Raw genomic sequence first — 17401 nt, forward strand, 5'->3', positions numbered from 1 at the left:
AAGGGGGACGTCTTCGTGGAGGGCTCGGCCGTCCGCCGAGCCCTCCACGGCGGCTCCTCGCCGGAGCCGGACCGGTGTCGCGCCGTCAGCGCTGCAGCGTCAGCAGACCCGGCCGGTAGGGCCACTGACCGTAGTCGCCGCCGGAGGCGGGATCGCGCCCCTGGTAGAGGAACCGCAGGTTGCAGGGATCGACGGTCATGGTCTGGTCGGGGCCGGTGCGGATCAGCTCGCCGTGGCTGATGTCGTTGGTCCAGGTGGCGCCGCTGTTGGCCTTGCCGGCGAAGGGGTTGCTCTCGGTCGCGGCCTGGGGCGTCCATGAGCCGTTCAGGCTGGTGGCCGTGAACGAGCGGAAGTAGCGGCCCTGCGAACCGATCGCCTCGACGATCATGAGGTAACGGTCCTGGCCCTGGAGCTTGTAGACCTGCGGGGCTTCGAACAGGTTGTTCGTCGTATCGCTCATGACCACGGTCGAGGTCGTGCCGAAGCTGCCCGGGAAGTTCCCGATCGGCATGCCGGCCCGGTAGATCTTGCCGTTGTCGCCGGCGAAGAACAGGTACATGTTCGTCCCGTCAGCGATGAGCGTCTGGTCGATGGGGCCCGTTCCGGAGTCGGCGATGCTTCCGGAGAAGAGCTCCTGCTCCGCCGACCAGCCGTTCGGGTTGGCGGGGTCGGTCGACGTCCGGTAGGAGAAGGCGGTCCTGCCCCACTGGTAGGCGAGCACCCAGAGGTTCTTCGGCGCGAAGTAGAAGAGCGTGGGCGCGACGGCGTTGTTCGACATCGTGTTCTGGCCGGCCGAGGCCATGTCCGACCAGCTGGTGAACGGGGTGAAGTTCATCGAACCCCAGCCCGCTCCCGTCCCCGCGGCGCCGTGCGTCGTCGCGTAGACGAGTTGTCTGCCGTTGTAGGGGACGACGGTGAAGTCCTTGAGCGAGGCCCATCCCGTCTTGGGCTGCGCCAGCGCGCCCGTCGACGACCAACGGTACGTCGAGGGGAGGGCGCAGGTGCCGGTGGTGCCGCCGGCGACCTTGACGAGCTGCCACTGCTGGTTGGCGCCGCCCCAGTCGTCGTACTGGACGACGTTCGCGTTGTCGGCGGTGGAGGCGCCCTGCACTTCGAGGGCCTTGCCGCTGTGGCGGGCGATGAGCCGCACGTGGCCGTCCGCGCTGTCGGCCAGTCGCCACTGCTGGTTGGTGGCGTTCAGGTCGGTCCACTGGACGATCGCGCCGCCGTTGGCGGTGGACCCGTCGCGGACGTCCAGGACCTTGCCGGAGTGGCGGGACTTGACGCGGAAGTAGCCGCCGCCGGAGTCGACGAACTGCCACTGCTGCTGGTTCTGGTCGTTCCTGGTCCACTGGGTGATGCGGGCGCCGTCGCCGGTCGCCAGGTTGTAGACGTCCAGGGCCTTGCCGCTGTTGCGGTTGACCAGCACGTACCAGGCGTTGGTGTCGACGGTCGCCGCGGCGGCGGGCGGGGCACTGAGGAGAGCGGACCCGAGCAGCAGGGACGACAGGACGGCGAGGACGAGACTCAGGACCAGGGGTGGTCGGCGAAATCTCATGAGGGCTCCTTCCGGTGAGGGGGGTGAGGTGACTCCGACGCACCGCGTGGCGGCCGCGTCGGGAGGAGGGGGACGGGATAGGGCCGGAGAAGGCCGCACATGCCGAAGAGCGGGTCCTCCGGGCGCTGGAGTCGCGACACTTCGCCGTCGTCGAGGTGCGAGAGGTCTCCGTTCCTCAGCGCTTCCAGTTGGCAGCCGGTCGTGAGGGCGGCTGCCAGCGGACCGTCGCGCCAACGGATCCACCAGGCGTCGAGGAGATCGCCCTTCAGGCGGTGGGCCGCGGTGTGGAACTCCCGCAGCCCGCCTTCACGCAGGGCCAGGAACCCCTGGAGTGCCAGGTCGCGGCGGTGACGCGCCGCCGCGGCGTGGTCGCCGGTCAGGACGGCCGCCGCCCGGTAGGCGTCGGGGTCGGCCAGTACGGGAGCGGGGAAGGTGAAGACGGCGTCGCCCGCCTCGGGGAGTCCGCTGTTCTGCATGAGCACCACGAGGCGCAGGCCGCCGGCGTTGACGAGGCGGTGGATCGTTCCGGGGGTGAACCAGACGACGTCGCCGGGGCGCAGCGGGGTGTCGGCGAAGCCGGTGGTGGTGAGGGTCTGGACGCTGCCCTCGCCGTCGATGACGACGTAGGCCTCCGAGCAGACGAGGTGCATGTGGGGCGTGCCCCCGCACAGCCCGTCGGCGGCCTCCCAGTCGTACACGGTCAGCCCGGAGATCCCGATGCCGCCGGGGAGCGGGGTCACCACGGGTGTTCCTCGACGTGGCGGGACAGGCGCTCGGGGGTCCACGCGCCGTCGGCCACGACGATCCGGTAGCGGCGCGACAGGGTGTCGCCCGGGGCCAGCGGCAGTTCCTCGTCGAACGCCAGGGACGGGTTGACGGCGGGGATGGGCTCGCTGCGGACGAACCAGTGGCCGGGGGCGTCCGGATCGTCCAGGAACAGGAGCGTGGAGGAGCGGTCGACCTCGTCGTGCGTGCCGACGAAGGCCAGCCAGTCGCCCTTCTCCCCCATCCCGGGGCCGATCACCTCTCCGCCGGTGAAGTCGCGCGGCCCGCGCCAGAACAGTCCGGAGTATCCGGCGAGCTCTCTGCCCTGTGTGCCCGGACTGCCGAACATCAGGGCGGTGTCGTGGACGTTGGTCAGCGCGGTGGTGACCTCCAGGGTCCAGGAGTCGGTCTCGACGTCGCGTGCGGTCAGCGTGCGGCGCTCGTCGATCCAGTGCTCCCCCGCCCCCGTGTGCCAGGCCAGGTCCTCGGTGATCACGGCGCGGCCGTGGCCCGTCCCGGCGGACACGGTGAGGCTGCGCATCGTGCCGAGGTTCGGGAGGTCGACGTAGCCCCGGCCGCGCAGGTAGGTGCCGCCGCCCCAGAAGTTCTGCCCCGACACCCACGACGCCGTGAACTGGACGCCCTTGTGCCAGCGGTGGTCGTGCGGCCGGTATCCGGTGACCACGTCGCCGGCGAGCGTGCGCACCGGATGCAGGTAGGGCTTCGGCGCCTCGAAGGGGTCCATGACGGGCCGGTGCACGTAGCGGAAGAGGTCGACGCCGCGCGCCCGGGCCGTCAACGAGTCCTCGCTCTCGACGAGTTCGAAGCTCTCGAGCGGTTCGGAGCTCTCGAGCGGTTCGGAGCTCTCGAGCGGTTCGGAGCTCTCGGTGAGTTCGAAGTTCCCGAGCGGTTCGGACGTCATCGGAACACCTCCGGGTGCCCCCCGTGGAGCGAGCCGTGGAACGGGTCGTCCGCGTCGATCTCCCCTCGTCGGACCGGCAGGCCGGTGATCGCGGCCTTGTACAGGGCGGTGACCAGTTCCATGGTGGGCCTGCCGAGGTCGGGGCGGATCCCCGCCTCGTAGCCGTCCAGGAAGTCCGCGAGCTGGGCGGTGTGCGAGCTGGGCAGGTCGTCCGGCGGCTCCCACGTCGCGTCGGCCGATCCGGCGGTGAACGTCCAGTCCGCGTTGGAGTAGCCGTACAGGTGCCGCAGCTCGACCGTGGCGTCGGTGAGGTCGAAGCGCAGGTAGCTCTCCTCGCGGGGGGAGAGGACGCTGTTGACGACCGTCGCGACGGTTCCGCTCTCGAAGCGGACCAGGGCCGCGGACACGTCCTCGGTCTGGACGTCGCGGTCGAGGCGGCCGGCCATCGCGCGCACCTCGGCCCATTCGCCGAGCACCTGGAGCATCAGGTCCATCTGGTGGATGCCGTGCCCCAGCGTCGGGCCGCCGCCCTCGCTCTGCCAGGTGCCGCGCCAGGGGACGTCGTAGTAGGCGTCGTCGCGGTACCACGCCGTGACGCACTGGGCGACCAGCGGACGGCCCAGCGTTCCGGCCGCGATCCGGTCGCGCAGGTACCGGGCGCCCGAGCCGTACCTGTGCTGGAACACCGCGCCCGCGGCGGCGGGTCCCTCGGCGGCCCGGATCCGGTCGAGCTCGGCCAGCGACAGGGCCACCGGCTTCTCGCACCACACCCACGCCCCCGACTCCAGGCACGCCACGGCCTGTTCGGCGTGCAGGTACGGCGGCGTGCACAGGTGCACGACGTCCGGACGCTGCTCCCCGAGCATCGCGTGCAGGTCGGTATAGGTGGCGGGAACGCCGTGTTCGGCCGCGAACGCCTCGGCGCGCGCGGCGTCCACGTCGACGGCCGCCACGATCACGGCCCGGTGGGCCTGCGCCCGGAGGGCGGGGACGTGGCAGATGCCGGCGATCCCGCCCGTTCCGACGATCGCCGTCCTGATCATCCGCCCAGCACCTTCCTGATCGCATGGTAGGCGGGCTTGGGCGTCAGGTTCTCGTCGTAGGGCAGTGCGGCGCCCTCCTCGGGGAAGACTCCGGGGATCCACGAGTACTTGTCCGTGTAGTCCCAGATGGTGACGCCGACGCATTTCCTGACCGCCAGGCAGGCCTTGACGTAGTCGGCGTACCAGGTGGCCTGGGTGGCGAGCTTCTCGGGGGTCGCCGGGAGGTTCATCCGGATGTCGAGCTCGGTGACGGCGACCTCGACCCCGAGGTCGGCGAAGCGCTGGATGTTCTCCCGGACGCCGGCGGGGAAGCCGTACTGGAGTGCCAGGTGGCCCTGGAGGCCGAAGCCCTCCACCGGGACGCCATCGGCCTTCAGCTGCTTGACGAGCTTGTAGTAGGCGTCGCTCTTGGCGTTGATGCCGTCGACGTTGTAGTCGTTCAGGTACAGCTTGGCGTGCGGGTCGATCTCGTGGGCCCAGCGCAGGGCGTCGGCGATGTAGCCGGGGCCGAGCGTCTTGTAGAAGAGCGACTCGCGGTAGGTGCCGTCCTCGTTGAAGGCCTCGTTGACGACGTCCCAGTGGATCACCCGGCCCTTGAAGTGCCGGACCTCCGTCTGGATGTGGTTCTTGAGGACGGCGCGCAGTTCGGCGGCGGTCCAGCTGCGCCCGGTGAGCCAGGCGGGGAGCTGGCTGTGCCAGACGAGGGTGTGGCCGCGGACCTTCTGGTGGTGGTCCTCGGCGAAGGCCATGACCTCTTCGGCGGCGGTGAAGTCGAAGACGCCGCGCCGGGGTTCCGTGGTCTCCCACTTCATGGCGTTGCCGGGGGTGGTCTGCCCGAACTCGCTGCCGAGGAGCTTCAGATAGGCGGCGTCGGCGAACTCGGGGTTGTCGGTGGCCGAGCCGAAGTACTTGTGGTGCTTCTTCGCCAGTTCGGCGAGCGTCCTGGGGCGGGGCTCGGCGGTCGCGGGCGCGGCGGCGAGGCCGGCCGCGAGGCAGACGGCGGCGGACAGGGCGACGAGGTGCCGGGACGTGGGCATGGATGACTCCTCGGTGCTGGTCGGTTCGGTCGAGGACGAGCGTTCAGTCGAGGACGATCGTGGTCAGCGCGCGCGGGGCGAGCTTCGCCGTGAGGGCCGTGCCGTGCGTGGAGGCGATGTCGGCCGGGGTGATCGAGCGGGTCCCGTCGGTGACGTAGGCGTCGGGGTGCCGGTCGTGTCCGCCGTGGAGGGTGAAGGCGGCGGAGGTCTCGGTGGCCGCGGTGTTGAGGATCTCGATCACCCGGCTGCCGTCGGTGTTGCGGAAGGCCGTGATCCGCAGTGCCGGGTCGGCGTTCGTGACCGGCACGCGGACGGCGCCGGGGCGGATGAACCGGCTGAAGGCGGCCAGTGCCCAGTACCGCTTGGACACCCGGTAGTCGTCACCGGGGTCGGCGAGCCGGATGAGCCCCCGGGTCGCGCCGAGGGACGCGCCGGTCCAGTAGACGTAGGCGTTGGCGTTGCCGACGGTCAGGGTGTTCTGGATGTCGGCCGCGACGGCGAGACCGTCGTAGCCGCTGCCGTCGTCCCAGTTCTCGTTCCAGGTGGCGCCGTCCGGCGACCACTCCGACATCCACACGTGCTTGTCGGTGGGCTGCGGGACCGTGGTCGGACCGCTGTAGCGGTGGCCGGTGACGGTCCGCACGGCCTGGTCGGCCGCGGGATCCGCCTCGACGGCCTCGGTGTAGGCGACCTGGCGGTCCCAGCCGGCGACGTCGCAGCAGACCAGCCCCGTCCTCAGGCCGGAGGCGCGGACGGTCGGCCCGAGCACCTTGAGGAAGTCGACGGCCTGTTTCGGGGTGAAGCGCATCGAGGCATAGGTCGCCGTCCAGTCGGGTTCGTTGGTGAATCCCAGGTCGGTGATCCTGATGCCTTCCCTCTGGTAGAACTTCGCGTACTGGACGAGGTAGTTCGCGTAGGCCTGACGCCATGCGGGCAGGAGCTCGCCGCCGCCGTTCTCGCTGCCGTTGGTCTTCATGAAGGCCGGGGCGCTCCAGGCGTCGGCGTAGAAGCGTTCGACGCCGTAGGCCTTGGCCTCCCCGGCGAGCCAGACCTGGCCTCCGTCCCAGCCGTCCCAGACGTACTTCGGGAGGGCGTCCGGGCCGCCGGGATCGGTCGGCAGGATCGTCGGCATGTGGTCGTAGACCCGGTCGGTCGACGACCCGATGCCCAGGCGCAGGATCGACAGGCCCGCGCCCTTGTCCTTGCTGAACAGCAGGTCGAGCACCTCGCGCCGTTTGGCCGGGCCGAGGTCGCGCGCGCCGTGCAGCAGGTCGGCCCGCTGGAAGGCCATGGAGAAGCCGAATCCGTCGATGGGCTGGAGTTCGGCGCGGAAGTCGATGCCGGCGCGCACGGGACCGGCCGGGGATCGCGTCGGGTCGGCCGCGGCTTGCGTCGGGTCGGCCGCGACTGGTGATGTGAGCGCTAACATCATGATGGCCGTCAGAGCGGTCAGGCGTTTCACGGAGTCTCCTCGGGGGTGGAGGTCGCGCGGGACGGGTCAGCCCTTGGTCGCGCCCGCGGTGAGGCCGCCGATCAGCTGGCGCTCGGCGACGGCGTAGAAGGCGAGGGCGGGGACCATGGCGAGCACGATGTAGGCGAGGACGAGCGCGTAGTCGGTCGAGTACTGACCCTGGAACTGCTGGACGCCGACCGGGATCGTCTGCCATTTCGGGTCGTTGAACACCAACAGCGGCAGGAAGAAGTTGTTCCAGCTCGCGACGACCGCGAGGACGGAGACCGTGCCGAGTGCCGGACGCGCCATCGGCAGCAGGATCTGCCAGAAGAAGCGGAACTTGCCGCAGCCGTCCATGGTGGCGGCCTCCTCGATCTCCGCCGGGACGGTCCGGAAGAAACCGCGCAGGATCACGATCGTCATGGGGAGCCCGAAAGCCGCCTGCGGGAGGATCACTCCGAGCGGGTTGTCGAGCAGGCCGAAGGTGCGCAGCATGAGGAAGAGCGGCAGAACGGCCACAGCGAACGGGAACATCAGCCCGATGGTGAAGAGCGTATAGAACAACTCCCGTCCGCGGAAGGCGTATCGGGCCAGCACGAACGCCGCCATCGCGGAGGCCGCCACGGTGCAGACCGTCGTGCCTATCGCGATGCCCGCGCTGTTGGCGATCTGCCGCCAGAACATGCCGTCGCCGAGAATTCCGGTGTAGTTGGAGATTTTCCACCGCTCGGGCAGCCCGAACGGATTGTTCGTCAGTTCCGCGGTGCTCTTGAAACCGGAGATGACCGCATAGAGCAGCGGTACGGCGACGAACGCGGCGATCAGCCAGACCACGGCGTGCAGCGAGAGGCCGCGTACCGTCCGACGGGCGTTCATCGGTCACCTCCCGAGGTGACGGCGCCGCTCAGGTCACGGCGGAGCACGTACCGCTGGTAGAAGAGGGAGAAGACGAGGCTGATCATGAACAGCACCACGCTGATCGCGCTGGCGTAGCCGACCTGGTACCGCTTGAACCCGAACTGGAACATCGCGATGGCCATCGTCTCGGAGGAGTGGTTGGGCCCGCCGGCCGTCATGACCCAGACGAGGTCGAAGAGCTGGATGGACCCGATGATCGACAGGAAGACGCTGATCCGGATCGTCGGCCCGAGCAGCGGCAGCGTGATGTGCCGGAAGCGCCGCCAGGCGCCGGCTCCGTCGATGGAGGCGGCTTCGAGGATCTCGGACGGGATGCTCTGCAGCCCGGCGAGGAAGAGCATCATGTGGAAGCCGAAGTACTTCCAGATCATGACGACGAACAGGGTCGGCACGACCGTCGAGGGATCGGCGAGCCACTTGCCCCGGAGGCCCTCGAGTCCGAAGAAGCCGGCGATGTGGTCGGCCATGCCGGCGCCGGGGAGGAAGATCATCGTGAAGAGGACCGCCGTGACGACCTCGGAGAGGATGTACGGCGCGAAGAACAGCATCCGGTAGACGGCCCGGCCGCGGAGCCTCTGGTTGAGCAGGACCGCGGTGAACAGGGCGAACGGCAGCTGCACCAGGACCGACATGAGGATCAGGTACAGCCCGCGCCCCAGGTCGCCGAGGAAGACCTGGTCGTCGAAGAGCTTGGTGTAGTTCCCGAAGCCGACGAAGTCGTCCACGGGACCGATGCCGCCCCATTTGAAGAAGCCGGTCCAGACGGCGACGACGATCGGGGCGAGGACGAAGACGAGGAAGAGGACCAGGGCCGGTACGAGGAACCAGGCGACCGACGCCCAGGCACCCCACCGGCTCAGGCGTGAACGGGCGGCAGGCGGCGCGGGCGTCGCCACGGACTCCTCCGTCCGTTCCTCGGTCAGGGCGGACACGGAGCTAGGCACTCTTCGCGGCCTCGGTGATCGACGCCGTGACCTGCTCGGGGGTCTTCTTGCCCGCTATGAGGTCGGCGACGCTGTCGTTGACCTCCTGGCCGACCGCCGGCGGGTAGGCCTGGTCGAGGAAGAGCTGGAAGCCCGTGGCCTTGACGAGGCTCTCGGCCACCACCTTCTTGTTGGCGTCGGTGAGCCGGCTCTCCGCGCCCTTGACCACCGGCAGGTAGCCGTTGGAGGCGAGCAGCTTGGACTCGTTGTCCAGGACGAAGAACCTCAGGAAGTCCAGGGCCTCCTTCGGGGCGCCCTTGCGCAGCGCGAAGCCGCCGCCACCTCCGAAGACCTCGGTCGCCTGCCCCACGCCGCCGTCGACCGTCGGGAAGGGGAAGAAGCCCAGGTCCGCCCCGAGGTCGGCGCCCGCGTCCTTCTGCACCGACGGTCCCCACTGCCCCATCAGCTCCATGGCGGCCTTGCCGTTGCCCACGGTCGCGGCCTGGCCGCCCGGGGTGGCGTAGCCGGCGCCGAGGAAGCCGGGCTGGAACGGCTGGAGATCGACGAGCTCCTTGAGGTGGACGCCCGCCTTGACGAAGCCGGGGTCGGTGAAGTCCTTGGTGGTCGCGGCCTTCTGCAGGGCGGGGAGGCCGGCGACGCGCATCGCGAGGTAGGCCCAGTAGTAGTGGCCGGGCCACTTCTCCTTGCCGGCGAGGGCGATCGGGGTGATGCCCGCGGCCTTGAGCTTCTTCACGTCGGCGAGGAACGCGGCCCAGGTGGTCGGCGGAGTGGTGATGCCGGCCTTGGCGAAGAGCTTCTTGTTGTACCAGAAGCCGACCATGCCGATGTCGTACGGGACTCCGTAGACGCGGCCGTCGATCCGGTAGGCCGAGAGCGAGACCGGGGTGAGCTGCGACGACCAGTCCATGAGGTCGGTGAGGTCCTCGACGAGCCCCGCGTCGACCTGCTGCTGGAGCACGCCGCCGCCCCAGGTCTGGTAGACGTCGGGGAGCTTGCCCGAGGACGTGGTGGCGGTCAGCTTGGACTTGAACGCCTCGTTCTCCAGCGAGGTCGTGTTGATCGCGATCTTCGGGTGGGCCTTCGTGTACGCCGTGGAGATCTCCGGGAAGAGGGACTTACCCGGCTCCGTGGTGGCGATGTTCCACCACTCGAACGTCACCTTGCCGTCGGCCGACGGGTCGCCGCCCGACCCGCCGGACCCGCAGGCCGTGGCGAGTGCGGCGGACAGGGTGGTCATGCCCGCGAGCGTCAGGAAGCTGCGACGGCTCGGGAGAGTGCTGGCCATGGGACCTCCGGGGTGGGAAATGCCGGTTTCGCGCCCGAAAATTTTTCGAAATACTCTCGAAATTCTGCGCTGCCACAAACTAGGAACGCGCGGCTTCCCGGTCAAGACCTCGCGTCAATTTATCTGACTCACCTACGGACAACGGCTGTTCGCAGGGTTGACAAGCTGCTCCGACCGCCCGGAAACTCATCGAAAGTTTGCGATACCTATCGCCGGGCTGAAGGCGTCCGCGCAGAGGAGAGAAGTTGAGTGAGCAGCGCCCGACCCTGGCCGTCATCGCCGCGGAGGCGGGGGTCTCCCAGGCCACCGTGTCCAAGGTGATCAACGGCCGCTCCGACGTCGCACCCTCGACACGCGAACGGATCGAGGGCCTGCTGCAAGCCCACCACTACCTCCCGCCCGGCAGGCAGGGCAGAGCCCGCAGATCGGGCCTGGTCGACCTGATCATCGGCGGTCTGGACAGCGCGTGGGCGGTGGAGATCCTGCGCGGCGTCGAGGCCGAGTGCGCCCAGCGGAGCGTCGGCACCGTCGTGTCGCTCGTCCCGCCGGGCGAGGCCACACCGTCCAGCTGGACCGCGCTGCCGGTCCTGCACCACAGCGACGGCGTCATCCTCGTCACCGAGTCGGTCACCCGCGCCCAGCGCGCCCAGGTCGAACGGGCCGGGGTGGCGCTGGTCGTCATCGACCCGATCGACCTGCCGGGCAACGGCGTGCCGAGCGTCGGAGCGACCAACTGGGCCGGTGGCCTCGCCGCCACCGAGCACCTGCTGGAACTGGGGCACCGCAGGATCGCCACGATCGGCGGACGCAGGGAGATGCTCTGCAGCCAGGCCCGCATCGACGGGTACCGGGCCGCCCTGGAGCGGGCCGGGATCGAGGTCGACCGCGACCTGATCCGGTTCGGCGACTTCCAGCACGAGGGCGGATTCCGGTGCGCCCAGGAGCTGCTCGCCCTCCCCGACCCGCCGACGGCCGTCTTCGCCGGCAGCGACCAGCAGGCGATGGGCGTCTACGAGGCCGCCCGGCAGGCCGGCCTGAGCATCCCTCAGGACCTCAGCGTGGTCGGCTTCGACGACCTGCCGATGTGCGACTGGCTGTCACCGCCGCTGACGACGGTGCGCCAGCCGCTGGAGGAGATGGGCCGGGTCGCCGCCCGCACACTGTTCCAGCTTCTGGACGGCCAGCCCCTGGTCAGCCCCCGGATGGAGCTCTCGACCGAACTCAAGGTCCGCGTCTCCACCGCCCCGCCCCGTTCTTAGGAGTACCCCCGTGACCGAGCCTTGGCGTGACCCCCTCCTGCCCGCTGCCGTCCGGGTCGCCGATCTGCTGAGTCGGATGACGCTGGAGGAGAAGGCGGGGCAACTCGCCGGCTTCTGGGCCCTGCCGTCCGATCCCGGAGCGCCGGTGGCGCCGATGGAGGACGATTCCGGCGAACCGGCGCCCGGCCTCGACGACATCATCGGGCAGGGTCTCGGCCAGCTCACCCGGGTGTACGGGACGGCGCCGATCGCCGCGGAGACCGGCATGGAGCGGCTCGCCGCGCTCCAGGCGCAGGTGACGGAGGCCGGCCGGTTCGGCATTCCGGCCCTCGTTCACGAGGAGTGCCTGACCGGGTTCATGACGCTCGGGGCCACGGTCTTCCCCGGGCCGCTCGCCTGGGGCGCGTCCTTCGACCCCGGCCTCGTGCAGCGGATGGCCGCCGCCATCGGCGACGGGATGCGAAGGGTCGGCGTCCACCAGGGGCTCGCTCCGGTGCTCGACGTGGTCCGCGACTACCGGTGGGGTCGTACCGAGGAGTGCGTGGGCGAGGACCCGTACCTCGTCGGCGCAATCGGCACCGCGTACGTCCAGGGTCTGGAAGGGGCGGGCATCGTGGCGACGCTCAAGCACTTCGCCGGGTACTCGTCCTCGCGCGGCGGCCGGAACATGGCCCCGGTCGCCGTGGGGCCGCGCGAGTTCGCCGACGTGCTGGTCGAGCCCTTCGTCCGGGCGCTGCGCGAGGGCGGCGCCCGGTCGGTGATGAACAGTTACACCGATGTGGACGGCGTCCCCGTCGCTGCCGACGAGCGGCTCCTCACCGGGCTCCTCAGGAACGAGCTCGGCTTCGACGGCACCGTCGTCGCCGACTACTACTCGGTCTCCTTCCTGGAGTCCCGGCACGGCGTCGCCGGATCGCGGGGTGCGGCCGGCGCGCTGGCGCTGACCGCCGGAATCGACGTCGAACTGCCCACGGCCCGCTGTTACGGCGAGCCGCTGACCGCACTCGTACGGTCGGGGGACCTGTCCGAGGCCCTCGTCGACCGGGCCGTGGAGCGGGTGCTGCTGCAGAAGGCCGAGCTCGGCCTGCTCGCCCCCGACTGGGAACCCGTCAAGCCCGAGCCGATCGACCTCGACCCGCCGGAGAACCGGGCGCTGGCCAGGATCCTGGCCGAACGGTCCACGGTGCTGCTCGCCAACGACGGCATCCTGCCGCTGCGGCCGTGCCGGGTCGCGGTCACCGGGCCGTACGCGGACGATCCGCACGCCTTCCTCGGCTGCTACTCCTTCCCCAACCACGTCGCGCTGCCCGGCGATCCCGGGGTGGAGATCCCGACGCTCGGCGAAGCGCTCGCCGCCGCCGGGTTCACGGTCACCGAGGAGGACCCGGAGGTGAACGTGCTGGTGCTCGGCGACCGGGCCGGCATGTTCGGCCGGGGCACCTCGGGCGAGGGCTGCGACGCCGAGACCCTCGCCCTGCCCGGCGACCAGGCCGCACTCGCCTCCGCCGTTCTGGACTCCGGAGTGCCGACCGTCCTGGTCATCGTCTCCGGACGGCCCTACGCGCTCGGCTCGCTGGCCGAGCGCGCATCGGCCGTGGTCCAGGCGTTCTTCCCCGGCGAGGAGGGCGGGACGGCACTGGCCCGGATCATCAGCGGGGCCGCGGAACCCTCCGGGCGGCTGCCCGTCTCCGTCCCCCGCCGAGCCGGCGGCCAGCCCGGCACCTACCTGCGTTCCGGGCTCGGCGGGCGCACCGACTGGAGCTCGGTGGACCCGACCCCGCTGTTCCCCTTCGGACACGGGCTGAGCTGGACCCGCTTCGCCCACTCGGATCTCTCGGTGGATCCCGTCGCCGCGACGGACGGAACCGTCACCGTCTCGGTCACCGTGCGCAACGTCGGAGAGGTGGCCGGGACCGAGGTGGTCCAGCTGTACCTCTCGGACCCCGAAGCGTCCGTCGTCCGGCCGGAGAGGTGGCTCGCCGGATTCGGCAGGGTCGAGCTGCAGCCGGGCGAGGCCGCCCGGATCACGTTCTCCGTCCACGCCGACCGGACCTCGTTCACCGGGATCGACCTGCGGAGAAGAGTGGAGCCCGGGGAGATCGGCGTGGCCGTCGGACGGTCCAGCGGCGATCTCCCGCTCCGGGGATCCTTCACCCTGCACGGCCCCGTGCGCCATCCGGGGGCCGACCGCGTGCTGTCCGTGCCGGTCGAGATCGTTCCCGTCTCATGAGCACGCCGTTCGGTGATCCCGTGCTGCCCGGCTTCCGGCCCGATCCGTCCGTGTGCCGGGTGGGGGCGGACTACTACCTGGTGACGTCCAGCTTCGAATGGTTCCCGGGTCTTCCCGTGTTCCACAGCCGCGACCTCGTGAACTGGCGGCGCCTCGGCTCCGCGCTCGACCGCCCGTCCCAGCTCGACCTCGACGGGTGCGAGCCCTCACGCGGCCTGTTCGCACCGACGATCCGGCACCACGACGGGGTCTTCCACCTCGTCTGCACGCTGATGGACGGCCCCGGCCATTTCGTCGTCACGGCGACCGACCCGGCGGGGCCGTGGTCGGAACCGCACTGGCTGGAGGGCGAGGGCTTCGACCCGTCGCTGTTCTTCGACGACGGGCCGGACGGCGACGGCCGGGCCTGGTTCACGGCCGCCCGCGTACGCGACGAGGCAGCCGGCCACACCGAGATCTGGATGCGCGAGTACGTGCCCGGCGAGCGACGGCTCACGGGGCCGGAGTACGTCCTGTGGTCGGGGAGCCACCCGGAGGCCCGCTGGTCGGAGGCCCCGCATCTGTACAGGGTCGACGGCGTCCACGTCCTGCTCACCGCCGAGGGCGGCACCGACGTGGACCACAGTGTGGTCGCCGCCCGCGCCGACAGCGTGACCGGCCCGTACGAGGGCGTCCCCGGCAACCCGGTCCTGCCTCCCGTCCCGAAGGGGCCGGTCACCTGTACCGGACACGCCGACCTCGTGCAGACGGCGTACGGCGACTGGCGTGCCGTCCTCCTGGGCGTCCGGCCGGGCTCCGCCCTCGGTCGTGAGACCTTCCTCAGCCGGGTCACCTGGGACGACGGCGTCCCGGGCTTCTCCCCCGTCGCCCACGCCGGCCTTTCCCGCCCCTTGCACGACGATTTCGCCACCCTCGCCGCCGACTGGAGCACCCTGCGCACCCCCCGTACGCCGTTCTGGACCACCGGCGACGGGCTCCGCCTCCGGCTCCGTCCCGAGCGGCTCGGCGAACCCGTCGTCCCGTCCCTCCTGGTCCGACCCCAGGAACAACCCGACTGCGACGTGTCCACGGAGCTGCACTTCACCCCGGACGGCCCGGGCGAGGAGGCCGGACTCGCCGTCGTCGTCGACGACGAGAAGCACCTGCTTCTGCTGCGCACCGCGGAGGGCCTCGAACTCCGCCGGGGTCCGGACGTCCTGGCCCGCGTCGCCGTCCCCCCTGGCCCCGTCCGCCTGGGGGTCCGCGTCCGCGGCTTCGGCCACTCCTTCGTCCACGCGACGCCCGACGGCCCCTGGCAGGAACTGACCACCGTCGAGGCCGGCTTCCTCAGGCCGCTGTTCACCAGCGTCCAGCTCGGTCTGTACGCCACCTCCAGCGGGCGCCCGTCCTCGAACCAGGCCCTTTTCCCGTGGTTCGACATCACCTATCCGAACTGACCGAGAGCCCATTCACAGAGAAGCGGTCCCTGCCGAAACATTTTCGGCAGGGACCGCTTCTCCTTGGTTTCAGTGAAATGCCGTGGCGGTCCTGGCCGAAATCCGATGTCTCCGAAACATCTCCGAAACTATTGACAGGATCATGCCATATTTCCAGACTGATTCCAGAGGCGTCACCGCCGCTTTCCGCAGTCCGCTTCCCGGATGCGGACATTGCCGCTGCGGATTCCTTCCGCCGCGCGCTCTCCCCCCACCCGCGATTTCCCTTATCGGAGGTCCACCCATGCGTTCTCACGCCATTGCCCCGCCCACAGTCCGTCGAAAAAGAGGCGGCTTGATCGCGGCGCTCCTCGCCGGCGCCCTCGGGTCCGCCACCCTGCTGGCGGCGCCGGCCTCTCAGGCCGCCGAGAGCACGCTCGGCGCCGCGGCGGCGCAGAGCGGCCGGTACTTCGGCACCGCCATCGCCTCGGGGAGGCTCAACGACTCGGCGTACACGACGATCGCGGCCCGCGAGTTCAACTCGGTGACGCCCGAGAACGAGATGAAGATCGACGCCACCGAACCCCAGCAGGGCCGGTTCGACTTCACCGCCGGCGACCGCGTCTACAACTGGGCGGTGCAGAACGGCAAGCAGGTACGCGGGCACACCCTGGCCTGGCACTCCCAGCAGCCCGGCTGGATGCAGAGCCTCAGCGGCAGCGCGCTGCGCCAGGCCATGACCAACCACATCAACGGCGTGATGGCCCACTACAAGGGCAGGATCGCCCAGTGGGACGTCGTGAACGAGGCCTTCGCCGACGGAAGTTCCGGAGCCCGCCGCGACTCCAACCTGCAGCGGACCGGCAACGACTGGATCGAGGTCGCCTTCCGCACCGCGCGCGCCGCCGACCCGGCCGCCAAGCTCTGCTACAACGACTACAACATCGAGAACTGGACCTGGGCCAAGACCCAGGCCGTGTACGCCATGGTCAAGGACTTCAAGCAGCGCGGCGTGCCCATCGACTGCGTCGGCTTCCAGTCGCACTTCAACAGCGACAGCCCGTACAACAGCAACTTCCGCACCACCCTGCAGAGCTTCGCCGCCCTCGGCGTCGACGTGGCCGTCACCGAACTCGACATCCAGGGCGCCTCGGGCACGACCTACGCCAACGTGACCGACGACTGCCTGGCCGTCCCTCGCTGCCTCGGCATCACCGTCTGGGGCGTGCGCGACACCGACTCCTGGCGAGCGGATCAGACGCCGCTGCTGTTCAACGGCGACGGCAGCAAGAAGCCCGCCTACACCTTCGTCCTCGGCGCGCTCAACGCCGCCTCCCCCACCCCCACGCCGACCCCCTCCCCCGGCTCCGGACAGATCAAGGGAGTCGCCTCGGGCCGCTGCCTGGACGTGCCGGGCGCCGCCACCACCGACGGCACCCAGCTCCAGCTGTGGGACTGCAACGGCCGCACCAACCAGCAGTGGACCTACACCGCCGCGGGTGAGCTCCGGGTCTACGGCGACAAGTGCCTGGACGCCGCCGGCACCGGCAACGGCGCCAAGGTCCAGATCTACGGCTGCTGGGGTGGCGACAACCAGAAGTGGCGCCTCGACTCCGACGGTTCCATCGTCGGCGTCCAGTCCGGCCTCTGCCTCGACGCCGCCGCCAACGGCACCGCCAACGGCACCCCGATCCAGCTCTACTCCTGCTGGAACGGAAGCAACCAGCGCTGGACCCGCACCTGACCTGATGCGGTGACGCCCCGCACCCCGGAGGGGAGCCAGGATGATCCTGGCTCCCCTCCCCGCACGCCGCGGCCGGGACCGTGCGGTCAGACGGACGAGGGGTTCCCGTAGTAGGCGTCCGGGCCGTGCTTGCGTGTGAAGTGGCGGTCCAGGACGTGCTGCGGGGGCTCGACCGTGCCCAGGGCGATGGTGTGCAGGGCCATCTCGGCCACCGCCTCGCAGATCACGGCGTGCTCCAGGGACGTGGTGGCGTCGGCGCCCCAGGTGAAGGGGCCGTGGTGGGCGACCAGGGCGCCGGGGACCTCCCTGGCCCGGGTGTCGTCGCGGCCCAGCAGGTCCACGATGACCTGCCCGGTGTTGTACTCGTAGTCCGTGGCGCACTGCTCGGGGGTGAGGACGTCGGTGACGGGGACGGGACCGTTGAAGGTGTCCGCGTGGGTCGTGCCGAGCACCGGTATCGGACGCCGCGCCTGGGCGAAGGCGACGGCGTGGGTGGAGTGCGTGTGGGTCACGCCTCCGATGGAGGGGAAGGCCAGGTAGAGGCTCCGGTGCGTCTCCGTGTCGGTGGACGGTCGCAGGTGGCCTTCGACGACGCTCCCGTCGGCCAGGGAGACGACGACCAGGTCCTCCTCGCTCAGTACGTCGTAGGCCACGCCCGAGGGCTTGATGACGAAGACGCCGGCCCGTCGGTCCACACCGCTCACGTTGCCCCAGGTGAGGGTGGCGAGCCCGGCTCTGGGGATGCGGAGGTTGGCTTCCAGCACCTCTCGGCGCAGTTCCTCGGAAACGGTGGTGGTCACGGAGGGCTCCGTCCTGGTGGAGGCGGTC

14 protein-coding genes are annotated in these 17401 nt (G+C 70.3%); 4 read left to right on the forward strand and 10 right to left on the reverse strand.

The genetic code is table 11. The annotated features are described in order from the left end of the window. Positions 1 to 85: 85 nt before the first annotated feature. From IE180_RS08960 to IE180_RS09000, 9 genes are read right to left on the reverse strand one after another with little or no spacing between them, the layout of a single operon-like run. On the reverse strand, positions 86 to 1558 hold the full coding sequence (locus IE180_RS08960) for a non-reducing end alpha-L-arabinofuranosidase family hydrolase (protein WP_190156241.1): 1473 nt from the start codon (positions 1556 to 1558) through the stop codon (positions 86 to 88). Continuing rightward, on the reverse strand, positions 1555 to 2298 hold the full coding sequence (locus IE180_RS08965) for a cupin domain-containing protein (RefSeq protein ID WP_190156371.1): 744 nt from the start codon (positions 2296 to 2298) through the stop codon (positions 1555 to 1557). The genes IE180_RS08960 and IE180_RS08965 overlap by 4 nt, the downstream gene beginning before the upstream one ends. Beyond that, positions 2295 to 3245 (reverse strand): DUF6807 domain-containing protein, encoded by a 951-nt coding sequence (locus tag IE180_RS08970; protein WP_190156242.1) that lies wholly within the window; start codon positions 3243 to 3245, stop codon positions 2295 to 2297. Before IE180_RS08970 ends, IE180_RS08965 begins: the two co-directional genes overlap by 4 nt. Continuing rightward, positions 3242 to 4288, reverse strand: a complete 1047-nt coding sequence (locus IE180_RS08975; protein WP_190156243.1) for a Gfo/Idh/MocA family protein — start codon at positions 4286 to 4288, stop codon at positions 3242 to 3244. Before IE180_RS08975 ends, IE180_RS08970 begins: the two co-directional genes overlap by 4 nt. Beyond that, a complete protein-coding gene (locus IE180_RS08980) occupies positions 4285 to 5325 on the reverse strand; it encodes a glycoside hydrolase family 10 protein (protein ID WP_190156244.1) in 1041 nt (346 codons plus the stop codon). The genes IE180_RS08975 and IE180_RS08980 overlap by 4 nt, the downstream gene beginning before the upstream one ends. A 43-nt stretch (positions 5326 to 5368) precedes the next feature. Further along, the gene (locus IE180_RS08985; protein WP_190156245.1) at positions 5369 to 6787 is read right to left on the reverse strand and encodes a glycoside hydrolase family 30 protein; all 1419 of its coding nucleotides are present in this window, start codon (positions 6785 to 6787) and stop codon (positions 5369 to 5371) included. A 36-nt stretch (positions 6788 to 6823) separates the two neighbouring features. Beyond that, a complete protein-coding gene (locus tag IE180_RS08990; RefSeq protein WP_190156246.1) occupies positions 6824 to 7654 on the reverse strand; it encodes a carbohydrate ABC transporter permease in 831 nt (276 codons plus the stop codon). Further along, positions 7651 to 8628: a carbohydrate ABC transporter permease gene (locus tag IE180_RS08995; protein WP_373302699.1), complete on the reverse strand. Its 978-nt coding sequence runs from the start codon at positions 8626 to 8628 to the stop codon at positions 7651 to 7653. The genes IE180_RS08990 and IE180_RS08995 overlap by 4 nt, the downstream gene beginning before the upstream one ends. 4 nt (positions 8629 to 8632) lie before the next feature. After that, positions 8633 to 9925: an extracellular solute-binding protein gene (locus tag IE180_RS09000; protein WP_190156248.1), complete on the reverse strand. Its 1293-nt coding sequence runs from the start codon at positions 9923 to 9925 to the stop codon at positions 8633 to 8635. Positions 9926 to 10170: 245 nt separating this feature from the next. Between IE180_RS09000 and IE180_RS09005 the strand changes: the two genes are divergently transcribed. From IE180_RS09005 to IE180_RS09020, 4 genes are all read left to right on the forward strand, one after another. Continuing rightward, the gene (locus tag IE180_RS09005; RefSeq protein WP_190156249.1) at positions 10171 to 11184 is read left to right on the forward strand and encodes a LacI family DNA-binding transcriptional regulator; all 1014 of its coding nucleotides are present in this window, start codon (positions 10171 to 10173) and stop codon (positions 11182 to 11184) included. Between the two features lie 10 nt (positions 11185 to 11194). Continuing rightward, positions 11195 to 13414: a beta-glucosidase gene (locus tag IE180_RS09010; protein ID WP_190156250.1), complete on the forward strand. Its 2220-nt coding sequence runs from the start codon at positions 11195 to 11197 to the stop codon at positions 13412 to 13414. Beyond that, a complete protein-coding gene (locus tag IE180_RS09015) occupies positions 13411 to 14850 on the forward strand; it encodes a glycoside hydrolase family 43 protein (protein WP_190156251.1) in 1440 nt (479 codons plus the stop codon). Before IE180_RS09010 ends, IE180_RS09015 begins: the two co-directional genes overlap by 4 nt. Before the next feature lie 283 nt (positions 14851 to 15133). After that, a complete protein-coding gene (locus IE180_RS09020; protein WP_190156252.1) occupies positions 15134 to 16573 on the forward strand; it encodes an endo-1,4-beta-xylanase in 1440 nt (479 codons plus the stop codon). An 86-nt stretch (positions 16574 to 16659) separates the two neighbouring features. On the opposite strand, the gene araD is transcribed toward IE180_RS09020, so the two are convergent. Then, positions 16660 to 17373 carry an L-ribulose-5-phosphate 4-epimerase AraD gene (gene araD, locus IE180_RS09025; protein ID WP_190156253.1) on the reverse strand — a complete coding sequence of 238 codons (714 nt, stop codon included), beginning with the start codon at positions 17371 to 17373 and terminating at the stop codon, positions 16660 to 16662. Positions 17374 to 17401 lie beyond the last annotated feature (28 nt).

The sequence above is a fragment of the Streptomyces litmocidini genome, assembly GCF_014649755.1.
Taxonomy (GTDB): domain Bacteria; phylum Actinomycetota; class Actinomycetes; order Streptomycetales; family Streptomycetaceae; genus Streptomyces; species Streptomyces litmocidini.